The organism is Rhodococcus sp. NPDC057297 (genome assembly GCF_042667435.1).
GTDB lineage: Bacteria > Actinomycetota > Actinomycetes > Mycobacteriales > Mycobacteriaceae > Rhodococcoides.
The window spans coordinates 1,140,893-1,161,517 of sequence record NZ_JBHUZE010000001.1 but is presented as its reverse complement, the minus strand read 5'-3'; the positions used below and the strand labels follow the sequence as shown (position 1 = coordinate 1,161,517).

General features: G+C 63.8%; 18 protein-coding genes. 9 read left to right on the top strand and 9 right to left on the bottom strand.

Annotated elements, in window-relative coordinates:
• Nucleotides 1–3 precede the first annotated feature (3 nt).
• The 3 genes from ACFULT_RS05385 to ACFULT_RS05375 form a co-directional block, all read right to left on the bottom strand.
• The gene (locus ACFULT_RS05385) at nucleotides 4–900 is read right to left on the bottom strand and encodes an SDR family oxidoreductase (protein ID WP_378480854.1); all 897 of its coding nucleotides are present in this window, start codon (nucleotides 898–900) and stop codon (nucleotides 4–6) included.
• Nucleotides 901–997: 97 nt separating this feature from the next.
• A complete protein-coding gene (locus ACFULT_RS05380) occupies nucleotides 998–1,717 on the bottom strand; it encodes a VIT family protein (protein WP_378480853.1) in 720 nt (239 codons plus the stop codon).
• A gap of 154 nt (nucleotides 1,718–1,871) precedes the next feature.
• On the bottom strand, nucleotides 1,872–2,780 hold the full coding sequence (locus ACFULT_RS05375) for a LysR family transcriptional regulator (RefSeq protein WP_094654122.1): 909 nt from the start codon (nucleotides 2,778–2,780) through the stop codon (nucleotides 1,872–1,874).
• Nucleotides 2,781–2,970: 190 nt separating this feature from the next.
• On the opposite strand from ACFULT_RS05375, the gene ACFULT_RS05370 reads away from it, so the two are divergent.
• Together ACFULT_RS05370 and dctA are read left to right on the top strand one after the other, a co-directional pair.
• Nucleotides 2,971–4,071 carry a tartrate dehydrogenase gene (locus tag ACFULT_RS05370; protein WP_037108199.1) on the top strand — a complete coding sequence of 367 codons (1,101 nt, stop codon included), beginning with the start codon at nucleotides 2,971–2,973 and terminating at the stop codon, nucleotides 4,069–4,071.
• Between the two features lie 80 nt (nucleotides 4,072–4,151).
• Complete coding sequence (dctA, locus tag ACFULT_RS05365; protein ID WP_378480852.1) at nucleotides 4,152–5,594, top strand: C4-dicarboxylate transporter DctA; 1,443 nt, start codon at nucleotides 4,152–4,154, stop codon at nucleotides 5,592–5,594.
• Between the two features lie 115 nt (nucleotides 5,595–5,709).
• Here the strand turns inward: dctA and ACFULT_RS05360 are convergent, their stop codons facing one another.
• Nucleotides 5,710–6,357, bottom strand: a complete 648-nt coding sequence (locus ACFULT_RS05360) for a TetR family transcriptional regulator (protein ID WP_037108205.1) — start codon at nucleotides 6,355–6,357, stop codon at nucleotides 5,710–5,712.
• A 490-nt stretch (nucleotides 6,358–6,847) separates the two neighbouring features.
• Here ACFULT_RS05360 and ACFULT_RS05355 point away from each other — a divergent pair, with 490 nt between their 5' ends.
• The 5 genes from ACFULT_RS05355 to ACFULT_RS05335 are packed head-to-tail and all read left to right on the top strand — an operon-like array spanning nucleotide 6,848 to nucleotide 11,708.
• The gene (locus tag ACFULT_RS05355; RefSeq protein ID WP_170945167.1) at nucleotides 6,848–7,702 is read left to right on the top strand and encodes an ABC transporter permease; all 855 of its coding nucleotides are present in this window, start codon (nucleotides 6,848–6,850) and stop codon (nucleotides 7,700–7,702) included.
• 21 nt (nucleotides 7,703–7,723) lie between these two features.
• Nucleotides 7,724–8,746 (top strand): ABC transporter substrate-binding protein, encoded by a 1,023-nt coding sequence (locus ACFULT_RS05350; protein WP_378480851.1) that lies wholly within the window; start codon nucleotides 7,724–7,726, stop codon nucleotides 8,744–8,746.
• Nucleotides 8,747–8,771: 25 nt separating this feature from the next.
• Nucleotides 8,772–9,545 (top strand): ABC transporter ATP-binding protein, encoded by a 774-nt coding sequence (locus tag ACFULT_RS05345; protein ID WP_037108212.1) that lies wholly within the window; start codon nucleotides 8,772–8,774, stop codon nucleotides 9,543–9,545.
• A gap of 31 nt (nucleotides 9,546–9,576) precedes the next feature.
• Nucleotides 9,577–11,235 (top strand): M24 family metallopeptidase, encoded by a 1,659-nt coding sequence (locus ACFULT_RS05340; RefSeq protein ID WP_378480850.1) that lies wholly within the window; start codon nucleotides 9,577–9,579, stop codon nucleotides 11,233–11,235.
• Entirely contained in the window at nucleotides 11,232–11,708 is a 477-nt protein-coding gene (locus tag ACFULT_RS05335; protein ID WP_378480849.1) for a RidA family protein, read from the top strand. Before ACFULT_RS05340 ends, ACFULT_RS05335 begins: the two co-directional genes overlap by 4 nt.
• 3 nt (nucleotides 11,709–11,711) lie before the next feature.
• Here ACFULT_RS05335 and ACFULT_RS05330 read toward each other — a convergent pair whose 3' ends face one another.
• Together ACFULT_RS05330 and ACFULT_RS05325 are read right to left on the bottom strand one after the other, a co-directional pair.
• Nucleotides 11,712–12,848, bottom strand: coding sequence for a PrpF domain-containing protein (locus ACFULT_RS05330; protein WP_378480848.1), 1,137 nt, complete (start codon nucleotides 12,846–12,848; stop codon nucleotides 11,712–11,714).
• Nucleotides 12,849–12,956: 108 nt separating this feature from the next.
• The gene (locus tag ACFULT_RS05325) at nucleotides 12,957–14,354 is read right to left on the bottom strand and encodes an SLC13 family permease (protein ID WP_378480847.1); all 1,398 of its coding nucleotides are present in this window, start codon (nucleotides 14,352–14,354) and stop codon (nucleotides 12,957–12,959) included.
• Nucleotides 14,355–14,495: 141 nt separating this feature from the next.
• Between ACFULT_RS05325 and ACFULT_RS05320 the strand changes: the two genes are divergently transcribed.
• Both ACFULT_RS05320 and ggt read left to right on the top strand, forming a co-directional pair.
• The gene (locus ACFULT_RS05320) at nucleotides 14,496–15,428 is read left to right on the top strand and encodes a LysR family transcriptional regulator (protein ID WP_037108226.1); all 933 of its coding nucleotides are present in this window, start codon (nucleotides 14,496–14,498) and stop codon (nucleotides 15,426–15,428) included.
• A gap of 60 nt (nucleotides 15,429–15,488) precedes the next feature.
• Nucleotides 15,489–17,417 (top strand): gamma-glutamyltransferase, encoded by a 1,929-nt coding sequence (ggt, locus tag ACFULT_RS05315; RefSeq protein ID WP_378480846.1) that lies wholly within the window; start codon nucleotides 15,489–15,491, stop codon nucleotides 17,415–17,417.
• Nucleotides 17,418–17,439: 22 nt separating this feature from the next.
• Here ggt and ACFULT_RS05310 read toward each other — a convergent pair whose 3' ends face one another.
• From ACFULT_RS05310 to ACFULT_RS05300, 3 genes are read right to left on the bottom strand one after another with little or no spacing between them, the layout of a single operon-like run.
• Nucleotides 17,440–18,357: an alpha/beta hydrolase fold domain-containing protein gene (locus tag ACFULT_RS05310; protein WP_037108231.1), complete on the bottom strand. Its 918-nt coding sequence runs from the start codon at nucleotides 18,355–18,357 to the stop codon at nucleotides 17,440–17,442.
• 2 nt (nucleotides 18,358–18,359) lie between these two features.
• Nucleotides 18,360–19,427: an SMP-30/gluconolactonase/LRE family protein gene (locus tag ACFULT_RS05305; RefSeq protein WP_037108233.1), complete on the bottom strand. Its 1,068-nt coding sequence runs from the start codon at nucleotides 19,425–19,427 to the stop codon at nucleotides 18,360–18,362.
• A complete protein-coding gene (locus ACFULT_RS05300; RefSeq protein ID WP_037108236.1) occupies nucleotides 19,424–20,605 on the bottom strand; it encodes a S9 family peptidase in 1,182 nt (393 codons plus the stop codon). Before ACFULT_RS05300 ends, ACFULT_RS05305 begins: the two co-directional genes overlap by 4 nt.
• Between the last annotated feature and the right edge of the window lie 20 nt (nucleotides 20,606–20,625).

The window sequence follows — 20,625 nt, the reverse complement described above, 5'->3', positions numbered from 1 at the left end:
GGCTCAGTTGAACGGTGTTCCGCCGGTGACGGCAATGGTCTCGCCGGTGATGTAACTCGACTCGTTCGACGCGAGGAACACGTAGGCGGGAGCAAGCTCGGCCGGCTGTCCCGGCCTGCCGAGCGGAACCGTCTCACCGAACTGTTCGTACTTGCCCGCCGGCATCGTCGCCGGTATCAGCGGAGTCCAGATGGGTCCGGGTGCAACGGCGTTGACGCGGATTCCCCGCGACGCGAGGTCACCGGACAAGCCCTTCGTGAAGGCGACGATTCCAGCCTTGGTGGTCGCGTAGTCGAGCAGCTCCGGAGACGGGTTCGACGCCTGGATCGAGGTGGTGTTGATGATGGTCGCTCCGGCGGTCATGATCTCGACGGCACGTTTGCTGATCCAGAACAGCGCGTACAGATTGGTCTTGAGCACACGGTCGAACTGCTCGGAGCTGATCTCGGCGATCCCGCCCATCCTGGCCATCTGGAACGCCGCGTTGTTGACGACGATGTCCAGGCCACCGAGTGCGTCGACCGCGGAATCGACCAATCGGATGCATTCCGACTCGTCGGTGAGATCGCAGGCGACTGCGACGCCGGATCGTCCTGCCGACTCGATCAGATCCACCGTCACCTGCGCATCGGCGGCCTCGGCGGGCAGGTGGCCGATCACCACGTCGGCGCCTTCGCGTGCGAACGCCAGGGCGACCGCGCGGCCGATGCCGGAGTCACCTCCGGTCACGAGAGCCTTACGTCCGTCCAGACGTCCGGCACCGCGGTACGAGGCTTCACCGTGGTCCGGTGCCGACACCAGATCCGCAGTCAGGCCGGGGTGCGCTATCTCGTCCTGGTCCGCTCGCTCCGGCATCGGGAACGACGTGGTCGGGTCCTGTTTGGTGAACTGGTCTGCCATCGGTGTCCTTTCGTCGGGAGAACTGGTTACCCGTCGATGGGACCGGCAACCGTCGCCGGCGACACCGATGCAGGTGTCACTGTTCGAGACCGGTACGTCAGATCCCTGCGACGCCCGCGAGTTGACCGATGCCGTAGGTGACGACCATGGCCAGCGCACCCCCGAGCACGATCCGCGTCACTGCCGGTCGAGCAGGTGAGTCCCCGAGCCGCGCACTGATCGTTCCCGTCGCGGCCAGTGCAATCAGGACGACGACGAAGGTCACCGGGATACGAACCGACGCCGGTAGCAGAACGATGGCAAGCAGCGGGAGAAGCGCTCCACTGACGAACGCCACCGCGGACGACGACGCCGCCTGCCACGGGTTGGTCAGAGCGTCCGGATCGATTCCCAGTTCTGCGTCGACGTGCGCTGCGAAGGGGTCACTTGCGGTCAATTCCTCGGCGACGGTCATGGCTGTCGCCGGCGACAGTCCTTTGGCCTCGTACAGGGCGGCGAGCTCTGCCAGTTCTTGCTCGGGCTCGTCCTCGAGCTCACGGCGTTCCTTGTCCAGCAGCGATCGCTCGGTGTCGCGTTGCGTGCTCACGGAAACGTACTCACTGAGCGCCATCGACACCGCGCCGGCGACCAGACCCGCAACGCCCGCGGTGAGCACAGGCCCACGCTCGACGGTGGCAGCCGCGACACCCACGACGAGTCCGGCGGTCGACACGATGCCGTCGTTGGCACCCAGAACTCCGGCACGCAGCCAGTTCAGGCGCCCACCGATGTCTCGGTGTGGTTCTGCCTCGTGTGTCCCGGGAACAGTGTCCGGCATGCTCGCCTCCTGTGGGCCGTAATCACGATCGATCGGGATCACCCGTCATCGGACTGGTCCATATTGCGCCTGCGCCGAAGCGTCTGCCTCTTCCCACGCCGCAGGGCACCGTGTTCGATACGTCGCAGTCTCCATGTCCGTACCCGTCGTTGTCTCAATCGAGATCCCAGACCGCCGGCTGCCCTGTTGCATACAATCGCGCTTCGTCCATCAGTTTCTGCGCGGGCGGTGTGAGGTGGGTTTTCCGGCAGACGGCGGCAACGTGCAGGTACGACTCCGGGACGATCCGGTGAATTCTGGCGCCCGCCTGCCGCGCCGACGGCGCCCACGACGACGGCATGACCGCCTGACCGAATCCACTGAGCACCATCGGCAGGATCGACGTTCGATGTGCAACCTCGGCGGCGATGGTGGCGTCGACGCCACTCGCGAGAACCTCGTCGACGAGTGTCCGCATCAACGAACCGTGCTGGGACACGATCAGTCTCAGTCCGGACAGTTCGGACCGTTCTATGACCGGGCCGTCCGGCGTGCTCGCGCCGGCGCCCGAGATGAGGATCAACGGTTGGCTTTCCAGTGCCACGACCTCCAGCTCGGGGGCACGGACGTCACTGGGCGAACCCAGAATTCCCACTTCGCACGCGCCGGTTCGCACTGCGTGCAAAACCTCGTCCGGGGTGAAGGCAGCCTCGGCGTTCACGGTGACGGACGGATACGACGTGCTGAACCGAGTCAGGATGGTCGTCAACGGCTCGATACCCGGTGAGGGCATCGTGATCAGATCTACACGTCCACGACGCAAACCCTTCAACTCCTCGACCGAGGCGGCCGCGTCGTCGAGGTCTCGCAGCACCACCCGCGCGGGGCCGATCAAGGTCTCGCCCGCATCGCTCAGGACCAAGCGTCGTCCGATGCGGTGGAAAAGCGGAACACCTAGCTCCCGCTCCAACGATGCGATCGACTGAGACAGAGACGGCTGCGCGATGAGAAGCGCCTCGGCTGCCCGGTTGATGCCCCCTTCGTCGACGACGGCCAGAAAGTACCTCAGATGCCGCGCGTCCATCCGTCGAACCTCCTCGGGTGTGATGACGCTCCGTGAAGCCGGTGCCCGAGCACGCACTCTACCTGCGAAAATCCGACTCGATTAGGAAAAACCGATAAGCCGGATCGGCTTTTGGTCTTGGACGCCGATTGCCCTGTCACCCCTTAATGGTTCAAGACAGAATGTGACCTGCACAACAACGGAGGAACTCATGGCAATCGAACCCACCACGTACAAGATCGCGTCCATCCCGGCCGACGGTGTCGGCCGGGAGGTGGTCGAGGCGGGCCAGCGCGTATTGGACGTTCTGGCCGCGCAGTCCGGCGGCAAGTTCGCCTTCCAGTGGGACGAGTTCCCCTGGGGCTGCGGTTACTACGCGGAAACCGGCAAGATGATGGCCGACGACGGACTGGACACCCTGAAGGGCTACGACGCCATCTACTTCGGTGCTGTCGGCTGGGAAAACGTTCCGGATCACATCAGCCTGTGGGGTCTGCGGCTCAACATCACGCAGAACTTCGACCAATGGGCCAACGTGCGTCCGGTGAAGTTCCTCCCCGGCGTCCAGTCGCCGCTTCGGAAGGCCGATGACACCGAGCTCGACTGGGTCGTCGTTCGTGAGAACAGTGAAGGCGAGTACGCCGGCCTCGGAGGGCGCAACCTCAGCGGCCGCGGACCCGGGAACGAAGTCGCACTGCAGACCGCACTCTTCACCGAGAAGGGATGCGAGCGCATCATGCGCTTCGCGTTCGACCTCGCCCGCACCCGTACCGTGAAGAAAGTCTCCAGCGTCACCAAATCCAACGCTCAGCAGTACGGAATGGTGCTGTGGGACGACGTCTTCAAGCGCGTCGCACTCGACTACCCGGACGTCACGACCGAAAGCGTGCTCGTCGACGCCATGAGCGCAAAGTTCATCTTGCATCCGGAGGACCTGTCCGTCGTCGTGGCCTCCAACCTCAACGCCGACATCCTCTCCGACCTCGGGTCGGCTCTCGCGGGAAGTCTCGGCGTCGCCGCGAGCGCGAACCTCAATCCCGAGCGCCGCTTCCCGAGCATGTTCGAGCCCGTTCACGGCTCGGCCCCCGACATCGCAGGCAAGGGGATCAGTAACCCGATCGGCGCCATCGCCAGCGCAGCGTTGATGCTCGATCACTTCGGGCTGCACGAGGAGGCACGCCGCGTCGAAGCTGCGATCGAAACGGCGACCGGTGGCGGCGCACTGACGCGCGACATCGGCGGTACCTCGGACACCCACGAGGTCACCGAGGCCATCGTCCATGCACTGCAGAACGCCCTGACACCCGCCTGATCCACCGCGTCACCCACGTCGGTCGGTAACTCTCGACCACCAACGAAGAAAAATGCGAACTCTCACCCGAGGTGAATCTCATGGGAACAACAAGCAGCACAGCGAGTTACCAACCGACCACGGTGAAGAAACCCTGGTACAAACAGCTCTACTTCTGGGTCATCGTCGCCATCGTCGCCGGCATCGGTGTCGGATGGCTCTGGCCTAGCACCGGCGAAGCGATGGAACCGATCGGAACCACCTTCATCACCGCGATGAAGATGCTCATCGGGCCGATCGTGTTCCTGACCATCGTCGGCGGCATCGCCTCGGTCGCAGACCTCAAGAAGGTCGGCCTGACCGGCATCAAGGCTCTGACCTACTTCCAAGTCGGCACCATCATCGCGATGCTCACCGGCTTGGTGGCCATCAACATCTTCCGACTGGGTGACGGGGTCAACGCGGACGCAGCATCCCTCGAAACCACCGACTCGGCAAACAGTTTCATCAAGGCAGGCGAGGAGAAGGAATGGTGGGAATTCATCACCCACCTCGTCCCGGACAGTGTCGTCGGCCCCTTCGTCGAGGGCGACATCCTTCAGGTCATCTTCCTTGCCGTCATCTTCGGCGTCGCCATCAATGCGGTGGGCCAGATCTCGGATCCGATCCGAGATGCCGTCGAGCGACTCACTGCGGTCGTGTTCAAGGTCCTGAGCTTCATCATGAAGCTCGCCCCACTGGGAGCCTTCGGAGCCATGGCATTCGCCATCGGCAAGTACGGCGTGTCCACGCTCACCAGCCTCGGCAGCCTCATCCTTCTCTTCTACGCCACCTCGGCACTGTTCGTCATCGTCGTACTCGGGTCGGTCATGGCGTACCTGCGGCTCAACATCTTCCGAATGTTGGGCTTCTTCAAAGAAGAACTCCTGCTGATCCTCGGCACATCAACCGCCGAACCCGCTTTGCCGGGGTTGATGCGCAAACTCGAATACGCAGGCGTCAAGAAGACCACCGTCGGCCTCGTCGTCCCCACCGGCTACAGCTTCAACCTCGACGGCGCCGCGATCTACCTCTCCCTCGCTGCGCTCTACATCGCGCAGGCCACCAACACCGACCTGACGATCGCCCAGCAGCTCGGACTCCTCGGCGTCATGCTCCTCACCTCCAAGGGAGCGGCAGGAGTGGCCGGCGGCGGATTCATCGCCCTGACAGCGACATTGAGCACACTGGGCACCATCCCCGCCGCAGGCATCATGCTCATCTTCGGCATCGACAAGTTCATGTCCGAATGCCGCGCACTGGTCAATTTCATCGGCAACGCCGTCGCCACCCTGTTCGTCGCCAAATGGAACCATGAACTCGACGTCGACCGCGCCCGCCGCGTCTTCGCCGGCGAAGTACTTCCCCCTCCCGAGGGCGACACCGAGAACGACTTCGACATGGAAGTCCTCGAACACCAGCCGCAACCCGTCACCGCGCGCTCCTCGGCAGTTCACGAACAACTGCAGCCCGCGACACAGTCGAGCAGCTCGAGTCACAGATAGGGCGCCACTACGACCGAGTATTACGAATTGCCCGATACTTCACGAATTCGCGGAATACCGCCGAATCGACGAAGTATCGGGCAATTCGTGTCTCGCGACCACACTCTGTGCAGCGTCAGCCGACAGTCACGTATCCGATGACCATGTCGGTGAGCATTTTTCGAAGGCGCTCCCGGTTCTCGGGCGCGACGGGGTCGAACTGGAACAGCCAGTCGAAGGTGTACTGGTTGGAGACGCGGAAGAAACTGAAGCTGGTGATGGTGAAGTGGAGGTCGACGGCGTCGATACCGTCCTTGAAGACTTTCGCCTCGCGGCCGCGTCGGAGGATGTCGGACAGTAGATCCAGTGCCGGGCCGGCGAGTTCGCTTCGCTCCCCGGATTGTCCCAGGTAGAAGGCTTTGAGCGTGTTCTCGCTCGCCATCAGACGGACGAAGTCGGGGTTGCGCTCGTGGTAGTCGAAGGTCAGCTCGACGACGCGCCGGAGTGCGTCCACGGGGTCGAGTTCGTCGACGTGAACCCGCTGCTCCTCGGCGCGAATGTTGACGATCGCGCTCTCCAGCACCGATCGGTAGAGGCCCTTCTTGTCGCCGAAGTAGTAGTAGATCATCTTCTTCGTCGTCTTCGTTCGCAGCGCGATGTCGTCCATTCGTGCGCCGGTGAAGCCCTTGGCAGCGAATTCCGCCATGGCCTCGGTCAAGATGTTGCCCCGGACATCGCCACCACGTGCACCTCGGCGGCCCTGGACCTCGGACGCTGTCGACATCGTGTCGAACCCCCTGGCTGTCTCCACTCGTTACCTACGCCCGTTCGGCGACTTACACCGAACAGTGAACCACGGCACAGCCGAAGATGGTGGACGAAGACGTCGATCACGGCCGCGACAGGGTGCTCCGCGCGCATTCTTTTTGGCATCCTTCGATTCAACCGGGGTATAGATCCCGGTAGAGCAGTAGAAACTCACAACTCGGCTGGTCAACGAGTCGACATTCCTTCCCGGCGATCTCTGGACGTGTCGACGATCACGTTGTACGGTTCGCCTAGTTCACCAAAAAGTGAAAACCTGTTCATGCAGACGAAGTAGTCGCTGCCGATCGCGCAATCGGAAGCAGATGCACCACCGAGCGGTGCAGGCACACCGGAGTGTCTGCACCCACCAGCCCTCGTCGAGCCCGCACCGTGTCGGCAACCCCAGTCGTCGTTCGGTCACAACGATCCAGCCCTGAATTCGATCCCTCACCGAAGGATGAATGGCCATGACAGCATCCGATATACAGACAAGCGCAGCGCCTGCCGGTGTTCCGGCACCCGCCGCACCGACGGACCGCGTACCGACCCGCAGACCCTGGCCTCGTCGCGATTCGCTCATCACCGGCAGCAAGGCCGTCGTCGGCATCCTCGGGCTGTTGGCCCTGTGGGAACTGGCAGTCGCGATTACCCGGCCGCCCGAGTACATCCTGGTCGGACCCATCGCCGCGTTCGCCGAATTGTTCTCCCGCTTCGACTATTTCGCGACGAACGCCTGGGTCACGATCGGTGAGGCGCTGGCAGGATTCGTCGGCGGCACATTGCTCGGCATCGTGTGCGGTGGCCTGCTGCACTACTCACCGACGATCAGGACGTTTCTCTACCCTGCTCTCGTCACGATCGACACGATCCCCAAGGTCGCTCTGGCACCCCTCTTCATCGTGTGGTTCGGGTTCGGCTTCGAATCGAAAGCGTTCGTCGCCATGGCCATTGCGTTTTTCCCGCTGGTCATCAACACGTTCGACGGTCTCAGCACGGTTCCGCACGAGCTGAAGGAACTGGCGCGCATCAACAAGGCGTCGACGTGGAAGCGTCTGACGAAGATCGAGTTCATCTACGCACTCCCGTCGATCTTCTCCGGTGCGAAGATCTCCATCTCCCTTGCTGTGGGCGGCGCCGTGGTCGGTGAGTTCATCGCCGGGTCGAAGGGCCTCGGATACGTGATCATGCTTGCCAACAGTCAGGTGGATCTGGCCGCCATGTTCGCCGCGTTCTTCGTACTCGCCGCCATCGCGCTGGTTCTGTTCTTCGTCGTCGACTTCGCCGGCAAGAAGCTCATGCCCTGGAAGTCCCACGCGAAATGACCGATCGAACTGGAGACCAGAATGCGTAAGACACGCACTGCGGCGTTGATGATCGCCGCCGCTCTCGTCGCGCCATTGACAGCCTGCGGCACAACGGGATCGGGCGAGAAGATGTCACTGATGGTCGACGTCGGATATCTGCCCAAGCATGCCCCCTTCTTCGCGGCCGTGGATCGTGGATTCTTCGAGGAGGAAGGGCTCGACGTCACCGTGATGCCCGGCTCCGGATCGGGTAACACCGTCGCCGCCGTGGATACCGGCAAGGTCGACGCCGGGTGGGCCGATTTCGGTGTCACCGTCCTCAACCAGGGCCGCGGCGCTCAGGTGACGCAGGTGGACCTACTGCAGGCCCGATCGGCCTACGCGGTGGTCGCACTGTCCGACGGGAACATCCACAGCTGGGAAGACCTGCCGGGCAAGACCATTGCAACCGAGGGAGCCGGCGCGATGACGGCGATGTGGCCGTACGCCCTGAGCAAGTTGGGCCTCTCCGCCGACGACGTGAACGTGATCCACGCGGCCAGCAGTGCCAAGATCCCCGGGCTCGTCTCGGGCCAGTGGGACGCCAATTTGGCTCTCTCGGTATCCGACGGTCCGGCTATCGATGCCCTCGGCAAGGAGCCGGTGGTGTTGAAGTGGTCCGACCTCGGCATCGACCTGTACGGAAACGGAATCGTCTTCTCCAACGAGCAACTCGAGAACAATCCCAAGCGGGTCGTCAAGTTCAACCGGGCGCTGCAGAAGGCCTACCTGTGGTCCTGCGAAAACCCGGAGGGCGCAGCCGACTCGTTCCACAAGGAAGTGCAGGGGTACGAGACCAGCACCGTCGTACTGGCCCTGGACGAACAGTGCGCGCTCAACAATCGCCTCGGTGAGGAGACGGAGCCCTTCGGCCTCATGACCGACGACGGCGTCCAACAGATGATCGACGTCTCCCGAGAGTTTCTCGGTCTCGATCCGAACTCGACGCTGACGCCCGCGGACGTCTACAGCAACGACTACATCGATCCGCTGCCCACCACCGACGAGATCTCCGCACCATGATCGCCTACCTGACCGGGAGAGAACAATGAACAAGGCAGTTGAAGTCAACAACGTAGGCGTCTCGTTCCGATCGCGTGACGGTGACACCAACGTCGTACTCGACGGCGTGAACTTCGACGTCGAACACGGCCAGTTCGTGTCCATCGTCGGCCAGTCCGGCAGCGGTAAGACGACACTTCTGAAAACCATCTCCGGGCTCCAGGCGGCAACGAAGGGCGAGGTGCTCATCAAGGGCGATCCGATCGCCGCGGGTGTCGAAGAGATCGGCATGGTCTTCCAGAGCCCGGTCCTGCTGCCGTGGCGCAACAATCTCGACAACGTCCTGCTCCCGTTGGAGTTCCGAGGCACTCGCGACAACGCGTCGAAGGCCAGGGCACTCGACCTGCTGGACATGGTGGGGTTGAAGGACAAAGCCAAGCGCTACTCCTACGAGCTGTCGGGCGGTATGCAGCAGCGAGTGGCCATCTGTCGCGCGTTGGTATCGGATCCGGAACTGCTCCTCATGGACGAACCGTTCGGCGCACTCGACGCGATGACCCGCGACACGATGAACTTCGAAATCCAGCGCATCTGGCAGAAGACAGGATGCAGCGTCGTCTTCGTCACCCACAGCATCTCCGAAGCCGTCTGGCTGGGTGACCGCGTCGTCGTGGTCGGAGACCGCCCGGGTCGGATCATCGCCGACATCACGATCGACTTGCCCCGCCCCCGCGACAAAGAGCACCGCTATTCACCCACGTTCGCCGACTACGTCACCGAAGTCGAGTCGCACATCGGGGTCACTGCCGGAATCAGCTGACCTCGACTAGTTTTCAACGACAGGAGTTTTCATGTTGCGTCTATCCGCACATCTCGACACGCTGGCCGACGAGTTCGGCCTGCATCCCCGTAGAAGCCTGCTGTTCTCGGCCATTCGGTTGGACTCTCATCCACTTGTCACTCCCCTGATCGCATCCGGCGAGGAGCAGGACACCACCCTGCTCGTCCGTCAGCAGGAACAGGGCAACGTGCTCTCGGCCGGCGTTCCGCCCGAACGCATCCGGTTCTACGCTCCGTGGGTCACGATCGATCCGCGTCCCATCGCCGACGTGACCGTCGCAGAGAGTCTGACCACCCTGGTGAAAGACCTCGCCGGCGACGACACCGTGCACCTCGACTCCGACGTTGTCTACAGCCATCAGTTGACGCTCTCGGACAGCCTGACGGTGACCACCGAACCTCTCGCTCCGAGTCCTGTTCGAGTTCACGCGATCTCGACGTCGGAAATCGTCGACCGGTTCACCGAGTGGCGTCGACGCGGTGCCGAGGTCGCCACCGAGCTGATCTCCGACACCCAGCACCTGCAGGGACTGACCGAGGACTTCGGCGCCGCTGACACGCGATTCGCCGGCCTGGAATCCATTGCTGCCGAACGCGGTGTCGACGGCCTGGTCGTCCTCGCCCCGCCCAACTTCTCCGAGTTCACCGGAAAGTCCGCCCGCGGTGACGTCGCGGTGTGGGCACCGGGGAGCGACCGGGTGTTCGTGATCACCACCGCCGGTGGAAGCGACTACGGCGACGTGGTCGGAGAGCATTCCTCCCTCGCCGATGCCGTCGCCGCTCTGGTACCCGGCGAGCGAATCGGTATCGAGGAAGAATTCATGTCCGTCGGGATCGCCGGGCAGCTCGTGGACGCCGGGTTGAGTCTCGTTTCCACGTCGATCGATCTCGCGCACTGGCGCGACATCCGCGACCACGAAGACCTACCGTTCCAGGTCATCGCGGCCCGGACGAGCGTGTACGCGATCGAGGAGGCACTGGCCTGGGCCGAACAGGAAATCGACGCGGGCAACGAGTTCACCGAGTTGGACATCTATGGCCGCTACGTCGACTTCATCGACAAGTTCACGACCGAGAATTCCATCGGATTCGTCGTCGAGCCGTATTTCACCAACCTGCACTCGTCGAACCGCATGCTGTTCCCGGGCCCACCCGTCGACTTCCCGATCAACGGCGACACCACGTGCATTCAGCTCGACGCCGGGGTACAGGTGACCATCGACGGCGTCGTCGTCGCGACGTCCGACATGGCTCGTTCGCTTCCGCGCACCCCTGCAGCCAAGGAAGCGTACGAGTTCTTCTTCACGGTCGTACGGGAGGGCATCATCGGTCAACTCCGCCCGGGTGTCGTGTGCGAGGACGTCCACGAGGGAACGCTGCAGTTCCTGGCCCCGCACCTCCCCCGCATGATCGAGATCGGAATGCTGGGCGAGGACACCGATTTCAACACCATCTATCGTCGCCGCAACGTCGGCCATCTCATGGGCAAACAGGAGTCCTTCGCCAACGAGCTGCGTCCCGGCTACAAACACGCGCTCGACGTGGGTTCCTTCGGTGCTGCCGAGATCCCCTGGCGTTACGGAGATGTGGCCATCGGTACCGAAGATCTCTGGTTCATCGGCCGGAACGGAACGTACAACCTCACTCGACGCGACAGGACCACGGCATGACCGACACGAGCACCATCGATCCCCGGCAGCGTCTCGCAGAACGGAACTTGACTCTGCCCGAGCTCGGCGCTCCGGCCTACTCCTACGACGCCTGGACGCAGCACCGCGATGTGCTGTATCTGTCGGGACAGATCTCGCGCACCCCGAGCGGAGAGATCCTCGGCGGCAAGGCAGGCGTGGACGCCACCACCGAAGATGCCGCGGCCGCCGCCGAGGTCGCCGCGCTCAATCTGCTGGCCAGAATCGATCAGGCCGTCGGCCTCGAGAACGTGGCTCAGGTTCTCAAGCTGAACGTCTGGATTGCCAGCGGAGCGGACTACACTGACCAACCGGCCGCCGCCGAATCCGCGTCGGGGCTCCTGATCGACGTGTTGGGACCTGCGGGTCGTCACGCTCGAACGACGTTGCCGACGCACGTCCTACCGAAGAATGCACTGGTGGAACTGGAAGCCGTAGTCGCTGTCCGGCAGTAGCGTTCAGCTACCGACCTTGGCCAGGATCGGCGACGGTACGGCCACGAACAGTTCGGCGGTGGCGATGCGGCGAACCGCCCGACGCAGCGTGACCGAGTGCAGCAGTCCGGCCGAGTCCAGGGCGATGTCGACGTCGAGAACCCCTGCTGCGGTGCCGATTCGGATGGAACCTGGCCATCCGATACGGGCATTGGTGGCGACCACCCCACCGGACACGGTGGCTGCGGCGGCAACGGCGACAGCGGAGGTCAGACCGATGGCCGGATGGGGCGCCATCATCGACAGCATGCGGACGGAGATGTCGTAGTCGGCTGCGTCGACGTCGACACCGGCGGTTGTGCGGTAGTCCCGGGGCGGTCCGACGACCCCCACCTTGGGGATCGCGTGGGTGATCGGCTCGTCGGGTGCGCTGAGTCCCATGCGTAGCGCTGCTTGTCTGCGCAGCGCTACGAGAACCGGCAGATGCAGGCCGAGAACGTCGTTGGGTTCGGACCCACCGAGTCCCAGGTCCGAGGCGTCGAAGAGAGCCGCCGGGGCGCCCGCTCGAACGAGGGTGCCCCGGTACTCCTTCCCGTCCAGTTCGATCCTGTCGACGGCTTCACCCGTCGGCAGAAGCGAGACCCGATCGGCAGCGAGGTCCGTGAAGGTCAGACCGACGGGGACGCCGAGTGCGGTGGTGCCGGGCACTGCGGCGTCGCCCTCGGTGGGGACTCGGCCGCCGGGTGTCGCGATGTCCGCGGCGAGAATGGCACCGGTGTTCTCGTTGCGCATCCGGACGACGGTGACCGTGTTGCCTACGGGAACCAGTCCCGCCTGCACCGCGTAGAGACCGATCGCGGTGGCGCAGTTGCCGCAGTTGCTTCCCCATTCGACGGTTCGATTCTCGACGGCGACCTGCGCGAACAGGTAGTCGACGTCGATGCCGGGGGTGGCCGAGCGTCGCACGATCGCCGCTTTGGACGTTGTCGAGCTTCCCCCGCCCACTCCGTCGAGTTGGCGGGGATCTCCCGACCCGAAGGCCGCGGTCAGGATTGCGTCCAGTCCCCCGGCGTCGGCGATGTAGGGGTCGATGTCCACGGCATTGAACAGCCAGCACTTGCTGGTGCCGCCGCGCATCCAGGTTCCTCGAAGAGTGAACATCCGATGTGCCTTTCGATCATGTTCTGAAGCTTGATCCCAGCGTGCGTTCTCGGCGCGTCAAGGACAATTACGAAATATGTTCGCGAGGTTCAGGAGAACTTAACGCGATCAGAGCAGCTCCGGGATGACGACGAGGATCAGCCAGCACAGCGCAGGTGCGATGGCGACGACGATGCCTGCGTTGAGGAGAAGCTGGCGGTAGAAACGCGGTCGCTCGATGTTCTGAGCGTTGGCCAGCACCAGTGCGCCGTTGGTGGAGAACGGGGAGACGTCGACGACGGTCGCCGAGATCGCGAGGGCAGCGACTACTCCGACGACGGGCAGTGCGCCTGTTCCGAGCAGCGGCATCGCGAGCGGGATGATCGCGGCCAGCAGCGCCGTCGACGACGCGAACGCCGAGGTGACGCCGATGACGTAACAGAGAACGATCGCGACGACGATCGGTGCGCCGATCGTGATTGCCATCTCGGCCAGGTGATCGATGGTGCCGACCTCTTCGAGGATCGAGATGTAGGTGACCATGCCTGCAACCAGCAGGACCGTCGACCAGCTTATGTCCGCGATCGCCTCGCTCTGCTTCTTCAAGTCCGTGAAGGCCAGGACGGCGCCCGCGCCGATCGCGATGAAGCTGATCGGCAGATGCAGGACCAGGACGAGAACGAGAAGCGCGCCGATGAGGAACAACGTCAGCTTCTGCACTGCCGTGACGGGCTCGGGCGCGCCGAGCACTGCGGTGCCGCCTGGCCTGGCGAGAACCTGCGTGGCCTGACGACCACCGCCGGCCGGGATTCTCGCACCCCCGTCGCCGCCGGTCCGGGGAGTCAGACGAGGCGAACCGTCACGCGACCCGCTGGTGGGCTCGGGTTCGCTGGTGCCGGTGGCGGTGTACTCGAGACCGCGGACACGAGCCACCGTGGCGTAGCCGACGACGGTCAGTACCGAGAGCAGCAGGTTGATGCCGTAGCTGGCGAAGAAGAGGGTCCACGGGTTGATGGACAACCCGTTGGATTCGACGATGTCGCGGACCAGCACGCCCGACACGGAGATCGGCGAGAAGGCGCCTGCATGAGCGCCGTTGATGGCCATGATGCCCATGACCAGAGGGCTCATCCTGGTGCGAGCGGCGAATCCCATCGCGGCGGGCGTGATCAACGCGACGGCCGCCGGGCTGAACGTCCCCAACGCGGTGAGCACCGACGCGGCGAAGAAGAACACCCACGGCACCACCGTCACTCGGCCGTGAACGGCCCGGATACAGCTGTTCACCAATAGGTCGATAGTGCCATTCTTCTTCGCCATTCCGAAGAAGTAGGTGACGCCGACGATGGTCAGGACGATCGAACTCGGGAAGGCCGTGAGGATTTCCTTGTCGTCGTATCCGAGCGCGAAGTACCCGACGGCGAACGCGCCGATGAAGCCGAGGATTCCGATGTTGATCGGGAAGAAGGTTGCAATCACGAACATCGCGACCAGGGCGACGAGTGGCAGTAACTCGATGGAGGTCATGGGAGGTCTTTCGGTGGCTGGGTCGATCCTTGGTTACATTCAGCGCTTGAACGTTGTCCACGTCACATTATTGACCTGTGCCGTTCAGAACAATATCGTTCTGCTACCAACTCGTTTAGCTCAACTGAAAGCAGACCGGCCGTGCAGCACTCCTTCGATGTGGTGACCCTGTTCCTCCTGCTCGACATTGCCGAGGCGGGTTCGCTGACCGCAGGCGCCGAACGCGCGAACATGACCCCGTCCGCTGCGTCCCAACGCATCGCCAAGCTCGAACACAGCATCAAACAGCCGGTCCTGACACGGCTCCCCCGCGGCGTGCAATTGACGGAAGCAGGAGAGATCCTCACGAGCAGGGCCCGACTGTTCCGCCGTGAGATGCGCGCGGCAAGCGGTGATCTCGAAGCAATCCGGGGATTGACGCGTGGATCGGTGCGACTCGGCTCGTTCCCCACCGTCAGCGCGTCACTGCTCTCGGACGCCTTGAAGGACTACCACGCGCGATGGCCGGGGGTCGACGTCCGCGTCAGGTCGGCGGTACGCCCTCAACTGCTGGACATGCTTCACTCCAGCGAAGTGGATCTGGCCCTGCTGTGGAGTTACGCATGGACGGAGGAAGCCGAAAGGTCGCTGTCGCTCGAATCGTTGATGGAGGACGAGACTCTCCTGCTGCGCCCGATCACCGACGCTCACGCAGACAGGGAAGTTGCCCTGTCCGACCTCGAGAAGTCGAGGTGGATCATCCGTAGCAGCGACCACCCGGCCGCCGAGGTATTGTTTCGCAGTTGCCGCGCAGCAGGATTCGAGCCGGAAGTGGTGTACGAGGCCCACGATTATCAGGAGATCGAAGCCATGGTCGCCGCCGGAGTCGGCATCGCGATGGTTCCCAGACTTGCAGTGGTGCACCATCGCCCGGATGTGCAGACCGTTCGCTTCCGAGCACAGGACAACGTTCCGACACGCGTCATCTACATCGCCTCGCTTGCTCGCCGCCAGTACACACCCGCGATGTACGCGATCTCCAGCGCCCTGCGGGGTGCCGCGGACCGCATCGCAGGAGCCCCTGCAACGGCGTGAGCCGGGACGATCACGCCTGAAGCGACGCGTCACCATCACACCGTGAGGTAGCGTCGGGCAATGGGTGTCTCGGAGTTCGGTGCGAAGAAACTGACGATTGCGGCGTGCGCTCTGGTGCTGATTCCCATCACCGCCTGCACCACATCACAGGACGACGCCTCCGCGCCCGAGCCCTGTACGTTGCCCGCATCGGACTCGGTGACCACGGTGGAGGCGGCGCCGCCGGCCGGAGGGGACATCGGCACCAATCCGGAGATCGCAACCGGCTACCGCTCCGGAATGGAACCGGTCGACACCACGGACTTCGCAGTGTCGACGGCCAATCCGATCTCCACCGACGCTGCGTGCGAGGTGCTGGCGGACGGCGGAACCGCCGCCGACGCGTTGATCGCCGCGCAGACCGTCCTCGGTCTGGTGGAACCTCAGTCGTCGGGAATCGGAGGAGGAGCATTCCTTCTCTACTACGACGCGGCGTCGGGTGACATACAGGCGTACGACGGACGCGAGGTCGCACCCGCGGCAGCAACCGGTGACTACTTGCGGTACATCGACGACGTGAACAGGACGGTGCCCCAGCCCGACGCACGGTCCAGCGGCAGATCGATCGGCGTGCCGGGCGTCATGCGTATGCTCGAGCAAGCCCACGCCGACCACGGAAAGCAGGACTGGGCGGAGCTCTTCGATCCGGCAGTCGCGCTCGCGGACAACGGCTTCGAGATCAGTCCGCGAATGGCACAGTCCATTGCCGATTCCGCGCCGAAGCTCGCGCTCGACCCGTCGTCGAAAGAGTACTTCCTGAACCCGGACGCGTCCCCGAAGGCCGAGGGAACGGTACTGACCAATCCCAGGATGTCGAAGACGTTGTCCGCCATCGCAACAGGCGGCGCCGACGCCTTCTACACCGGCGACATCGCGCAAGCGATCGTCGACGCCACCGCGGACACCTCCGCCGGCCGCACACCGGGATCACTGACCCTGGAGGACCTGGCCGCCTACGAGCCGAAGACCAGAACCGCCGTCTGCACCGAATACCGAGACCACGACATCTGCGGAATGCCCGGGCCGTCGTCCGGTGGGATAGCCGTCGCGTCGACGATGGGGATTCTGTCCAACTTCGATCTCGGCCAGTACGCGCCCACCGACATGGATGCCGACGGCGGTGTCCCGACGGCCGAGGGCGTACATCTGATCTCCGAAGCGGAACGACTCGCCTACGCAGACCGCGACTTCTACGTTGCCGATCCGGATTTCGTACCGCTTCCCGGTGGTTCACCCGACGCCCTTCTCGATCCCGAGTACCTTTCCGGGCGTGCGGCTCTCATCGATCCTGCGCGCAGCATGGGCAAGGCCGAGCACGGCGACTTCGGCCCCGTGCAGTTCGCGTCGTCCACCGAGCAGGAGCACGGGACCAGCCACATCTCCGTCGTCGACAGCTATGGAAACGCCGCATCCATGACGACGACCGTCGAGTCCGCGTTCGGCTCGTTCCACATGGTCGACGGCTTCCTGCTGAACAATCAGTTGACGGACTTCTCCGCCGAGCCTGTGTCGCCCGACGGCACGCCGTTGGCCAACCGAGTCGAGCCAGGTAAGCGCCCACGTAGCTCGATGGCGCCGACGCTCGTCTTCGATCGAACCGACGACGGTAGCCGCGGCGACCTCGCACTGGTCGCGGGTTCGCCCGGCGGATCAGTGATCATCCAGTTCGTGGTCAAGACACTTGTCGGCGTGCTGGATTGGGGGATGAACCCCCAACAGGCCGTCTCCATGGTGGATTTCGGGGCCGCGAACTCCCCCGCCACCAATTACGGCGGTGAGCACCCCAATGTGTCCGGACCTGACGACCCCGTCGTCCGCCAACTCGAACAATGGGGACATCAAGTGTCCACAGCGGACCAATCCAGTGGGCTCAGCGCGCTCCAGCGCACCGACGACGGCTGGACCGGCGGCGCCGATCCTCGTCGAGAAGGCATCGTGTTGGGGAACTGAATCGAAGGCAGCGTGTCTCGAATCAGGCCAGCCAGTGCAGTAGGTGTTCGACGATGGACTTCCCCGCACTACGTTGAGCAGTGTCGTTCGCTGTCGAGGCCATGACAGGGAAGTCGTGATCGACTCCAGGGACGATCTGTTGTGTCACATCGGCCCCCGCAGCGTGCGCCTTGACGACGAAACTCTCGGCTTGCGACCGCAGTGAGTCGTTCTCGGCGGCCAGGACGAGCAGAGGCGGAAGCGCAGCGAGCTCTTCGGCGTCCAGCAGAAGCGGCGAGGCGAGAGTGTCCGATCGGCTCGAAGCGTCGGCGAAGTAACTCACGTTGATCGTTCGGATCAATGCTTCGCTGACGAAATGCTTCCCGGGTAGAGAGGCGAAGTATTCCGGTGGAACAGTGGAGTCCACGAGTGGGACTGTCAGGACCGCTGTACGCACGGTCGGTTTGCCTGCTCGACGGAGGAGTTCGATCACCCCGAGCGAGAGGTTCGCGCCGGCACTTCCGCCGCCGATGGACATACGCTCGGTGTCCCACCCCATGCGACTGCCCTCGCGACGTACCCATTCGAACACATCGAAGCATTCTTCGTGAGCACGGGGGAACCGCTGTCGAGGACTTGTCGTGTAGTCGATGTTGACGACCACGGCGCCCACGTCACCTGCGACGGCTCGGACGATCTGGTCGTCCTGACGAGGGTTGCCGATCAGGAATGCGCCACCGTGGATGTTGATGTGCACGGGAGGCGCAACTGCGTTCGCGGACAAGGGGGCATCCGACGCAGGCCGGGTGACGAAACAGCGAATCTCGCCGTGACGCGTCGGCACCATCAGTTCTTCCGGCTTGCCCACCGGGCGAGTGGTCAGATCGAGCTTGGGCGCTTTGATCACACGGGTGACGAACTTCGACAGCACCACAGCGCGAATCTGTGCAGTGAGGTCCATTCTTACAGTTCCCTTCCTGTCGTCGGTTGCTTTGTCGAACTCCAATGCGCCAGCGGTGCACCGGCGATCGGCGATCTGAACGTGGGCAACGACGTTCCGTTGAGTGAGCCGATGTACACGGTACGCAGGTCGGGCCCGCCGAAGGTGATGCTTGCCATGCGCGGGGCCAGACCGTCACCGGGCTTGGCGGCGAGTGTGGTCCCGATCCCGTTGTCTTCGAGATCGTCCGACGCGTTGTCGCCGTCCTGCCAGATGGTGACAACGCGCCCCTGAGGGGTGATTGCGACGAGACGGTCGGCGCCGATCAGTGTCGTCCACAGATTTCCGTCTGCGTCGAACGCGAATCCGTCCGGACCACCGCCGAGTCGATCGGGTCCGTAGACCTCACGGTCGGTCAGTGTCGCATCGGGCCCGACCCGATAGCGGGTCATGTGATCGGCGCCCGTTTCTGCGACGAACAACTCGGTACCGTCGGGGGAGAACCGCATCTCGTTGGTCCCACACAGACCGTCGGCGACCACCCGGGCCGATCCTGGTCGACCCGGTTTCCAGTCGTCGATCACCGCGATGTATCCGTCCGACGCGAGAGGGGCCGGTCGCCGACTCCAGGTGTCCGTCGACGAGGTCACCGAGAACCACAGCCGCCCCTCGGAATCGAACGCCGGAAAGTTGGCCTTCCCGATGGGAGTCGTGCGCCCGTCCGGCCAGCGGACCGAGTCGGCGATGAGCGTGTAATGGCCGTCCCGCGTGAGGTGTTCGATCACGTTGGTCCCGAAGTTGGCGATCACGAAATTTCCGTCGGGGTCGAAACACAACCCGTTCGGCAGGGAAAAGCCCTGATTTCCGTCGATGTTCGGGTTCACCTCCGGCGCGAACGGTCCGCCGCCGTCGAGGGGGCCGATGAGTTCTTGACGGCCGTCGGCGTCGATGTGCAGTACGCCGCCCGACAGGTCCGCGATCCATAGATCCCCGGACGGTTCGGCGAGTACGCATTCCGGTCGGGACAGGCCCGATCCGGTCAAGGTGATGTCGGCCGGATCGAGTGTCCAGTCGTCCAGCGAGACGCTCATGACTTGTCCACCGCGGTGAACGTCTCGTCGATCCAGTCGGCGACGAACGACGACGCGAGTGGGAGATGGTCGAGGCTGACGTGCTCGGCACCGCCCTCCTCGGCAGTGAAGACCCGTAGTTCGCGCTTGGGGCTGTTGATTGCCTGCTCGTACGAGCGGTGCGCATACCGCAGCGGAATCTGGCGATCGTTCTCGCCGTGAGTGATCAGGAACGGAACGGTGATCTTCTCCACGACACCGTCGAGGTTGATCTGGTCGGCGAACTCGATGAAGGTGTCGAGATCGTCGTGTCCCCACACCCACAGGACATGCTCCCAGTAGTGCGGAACCGGCCGCTCGCCTTCGCGCTCGAGCCTGCTTCGTTGCACAGCGCCCCAGTCGTGGTTCGCTCCCCAGGCGACGACGAGCGCCAACCGCTTCTCGAATGCCGCCGCACGGGGGGCGTAGTAACCACCGAGCGACCATCCGACGAGACCGATCCGGTCGACGTCCACGTCGTCGCGTTCTTCGAGCCAGTCGACGCAGGCACTGGCGAAGACTTCACTGTCGGGACGCGCCACCAGTCCCTGCAGCCGTAGTGCTTCACCCGTCCCCGGTGTGTCGACCATGAGCGTGGAAATACCCCGCGCGGCCAGTTCATGGCAGAAGCCCGAGGTGTACTGATGCTCTTTGGTCGAGTCCAATCCGTTCCACTGGATGACCACGGGCGCGGGCGAGCCGTCGGCTCGTACGGCTTTGGTGAAGTACGCGGGCAGAAACGCGCCCGGCGCCGCATCGTCGGCGGTGTAGGGGATCTCGACGCGGGTGGTGGCCGGATCGATCAACCGCTGAGCCTTGTCGGTCAGGTCCAGGATTCGTTCGTAGGTCGGAATGCGGTCGGGATTGGAGTTCGACAGCATGCGCTCGGCGACCGAGAGGTAGCTGCTGGACCGGAAATACAACTGCCCGGCGGTTCGAAGCCGGCCGGCGGCTTCGGCGGCGTCCGCATCGGTGGTCAGCTGGTCGACGAGGGTGGACCAGGCTCGCAGGAAATCCTCGGTGCCTGCGTCCTCACCTCGCGTTGCGGCGTCACGGATGGGGCGGCACGCACGATCGACCTCGTCGATCGTTCCGCCACTGTTGAGGGCGGCGACGACGGAGAGATTCCACACATAATTTCCGGGGAAGTATTCGAACACGTTCTTGTCCTTCGCTATTG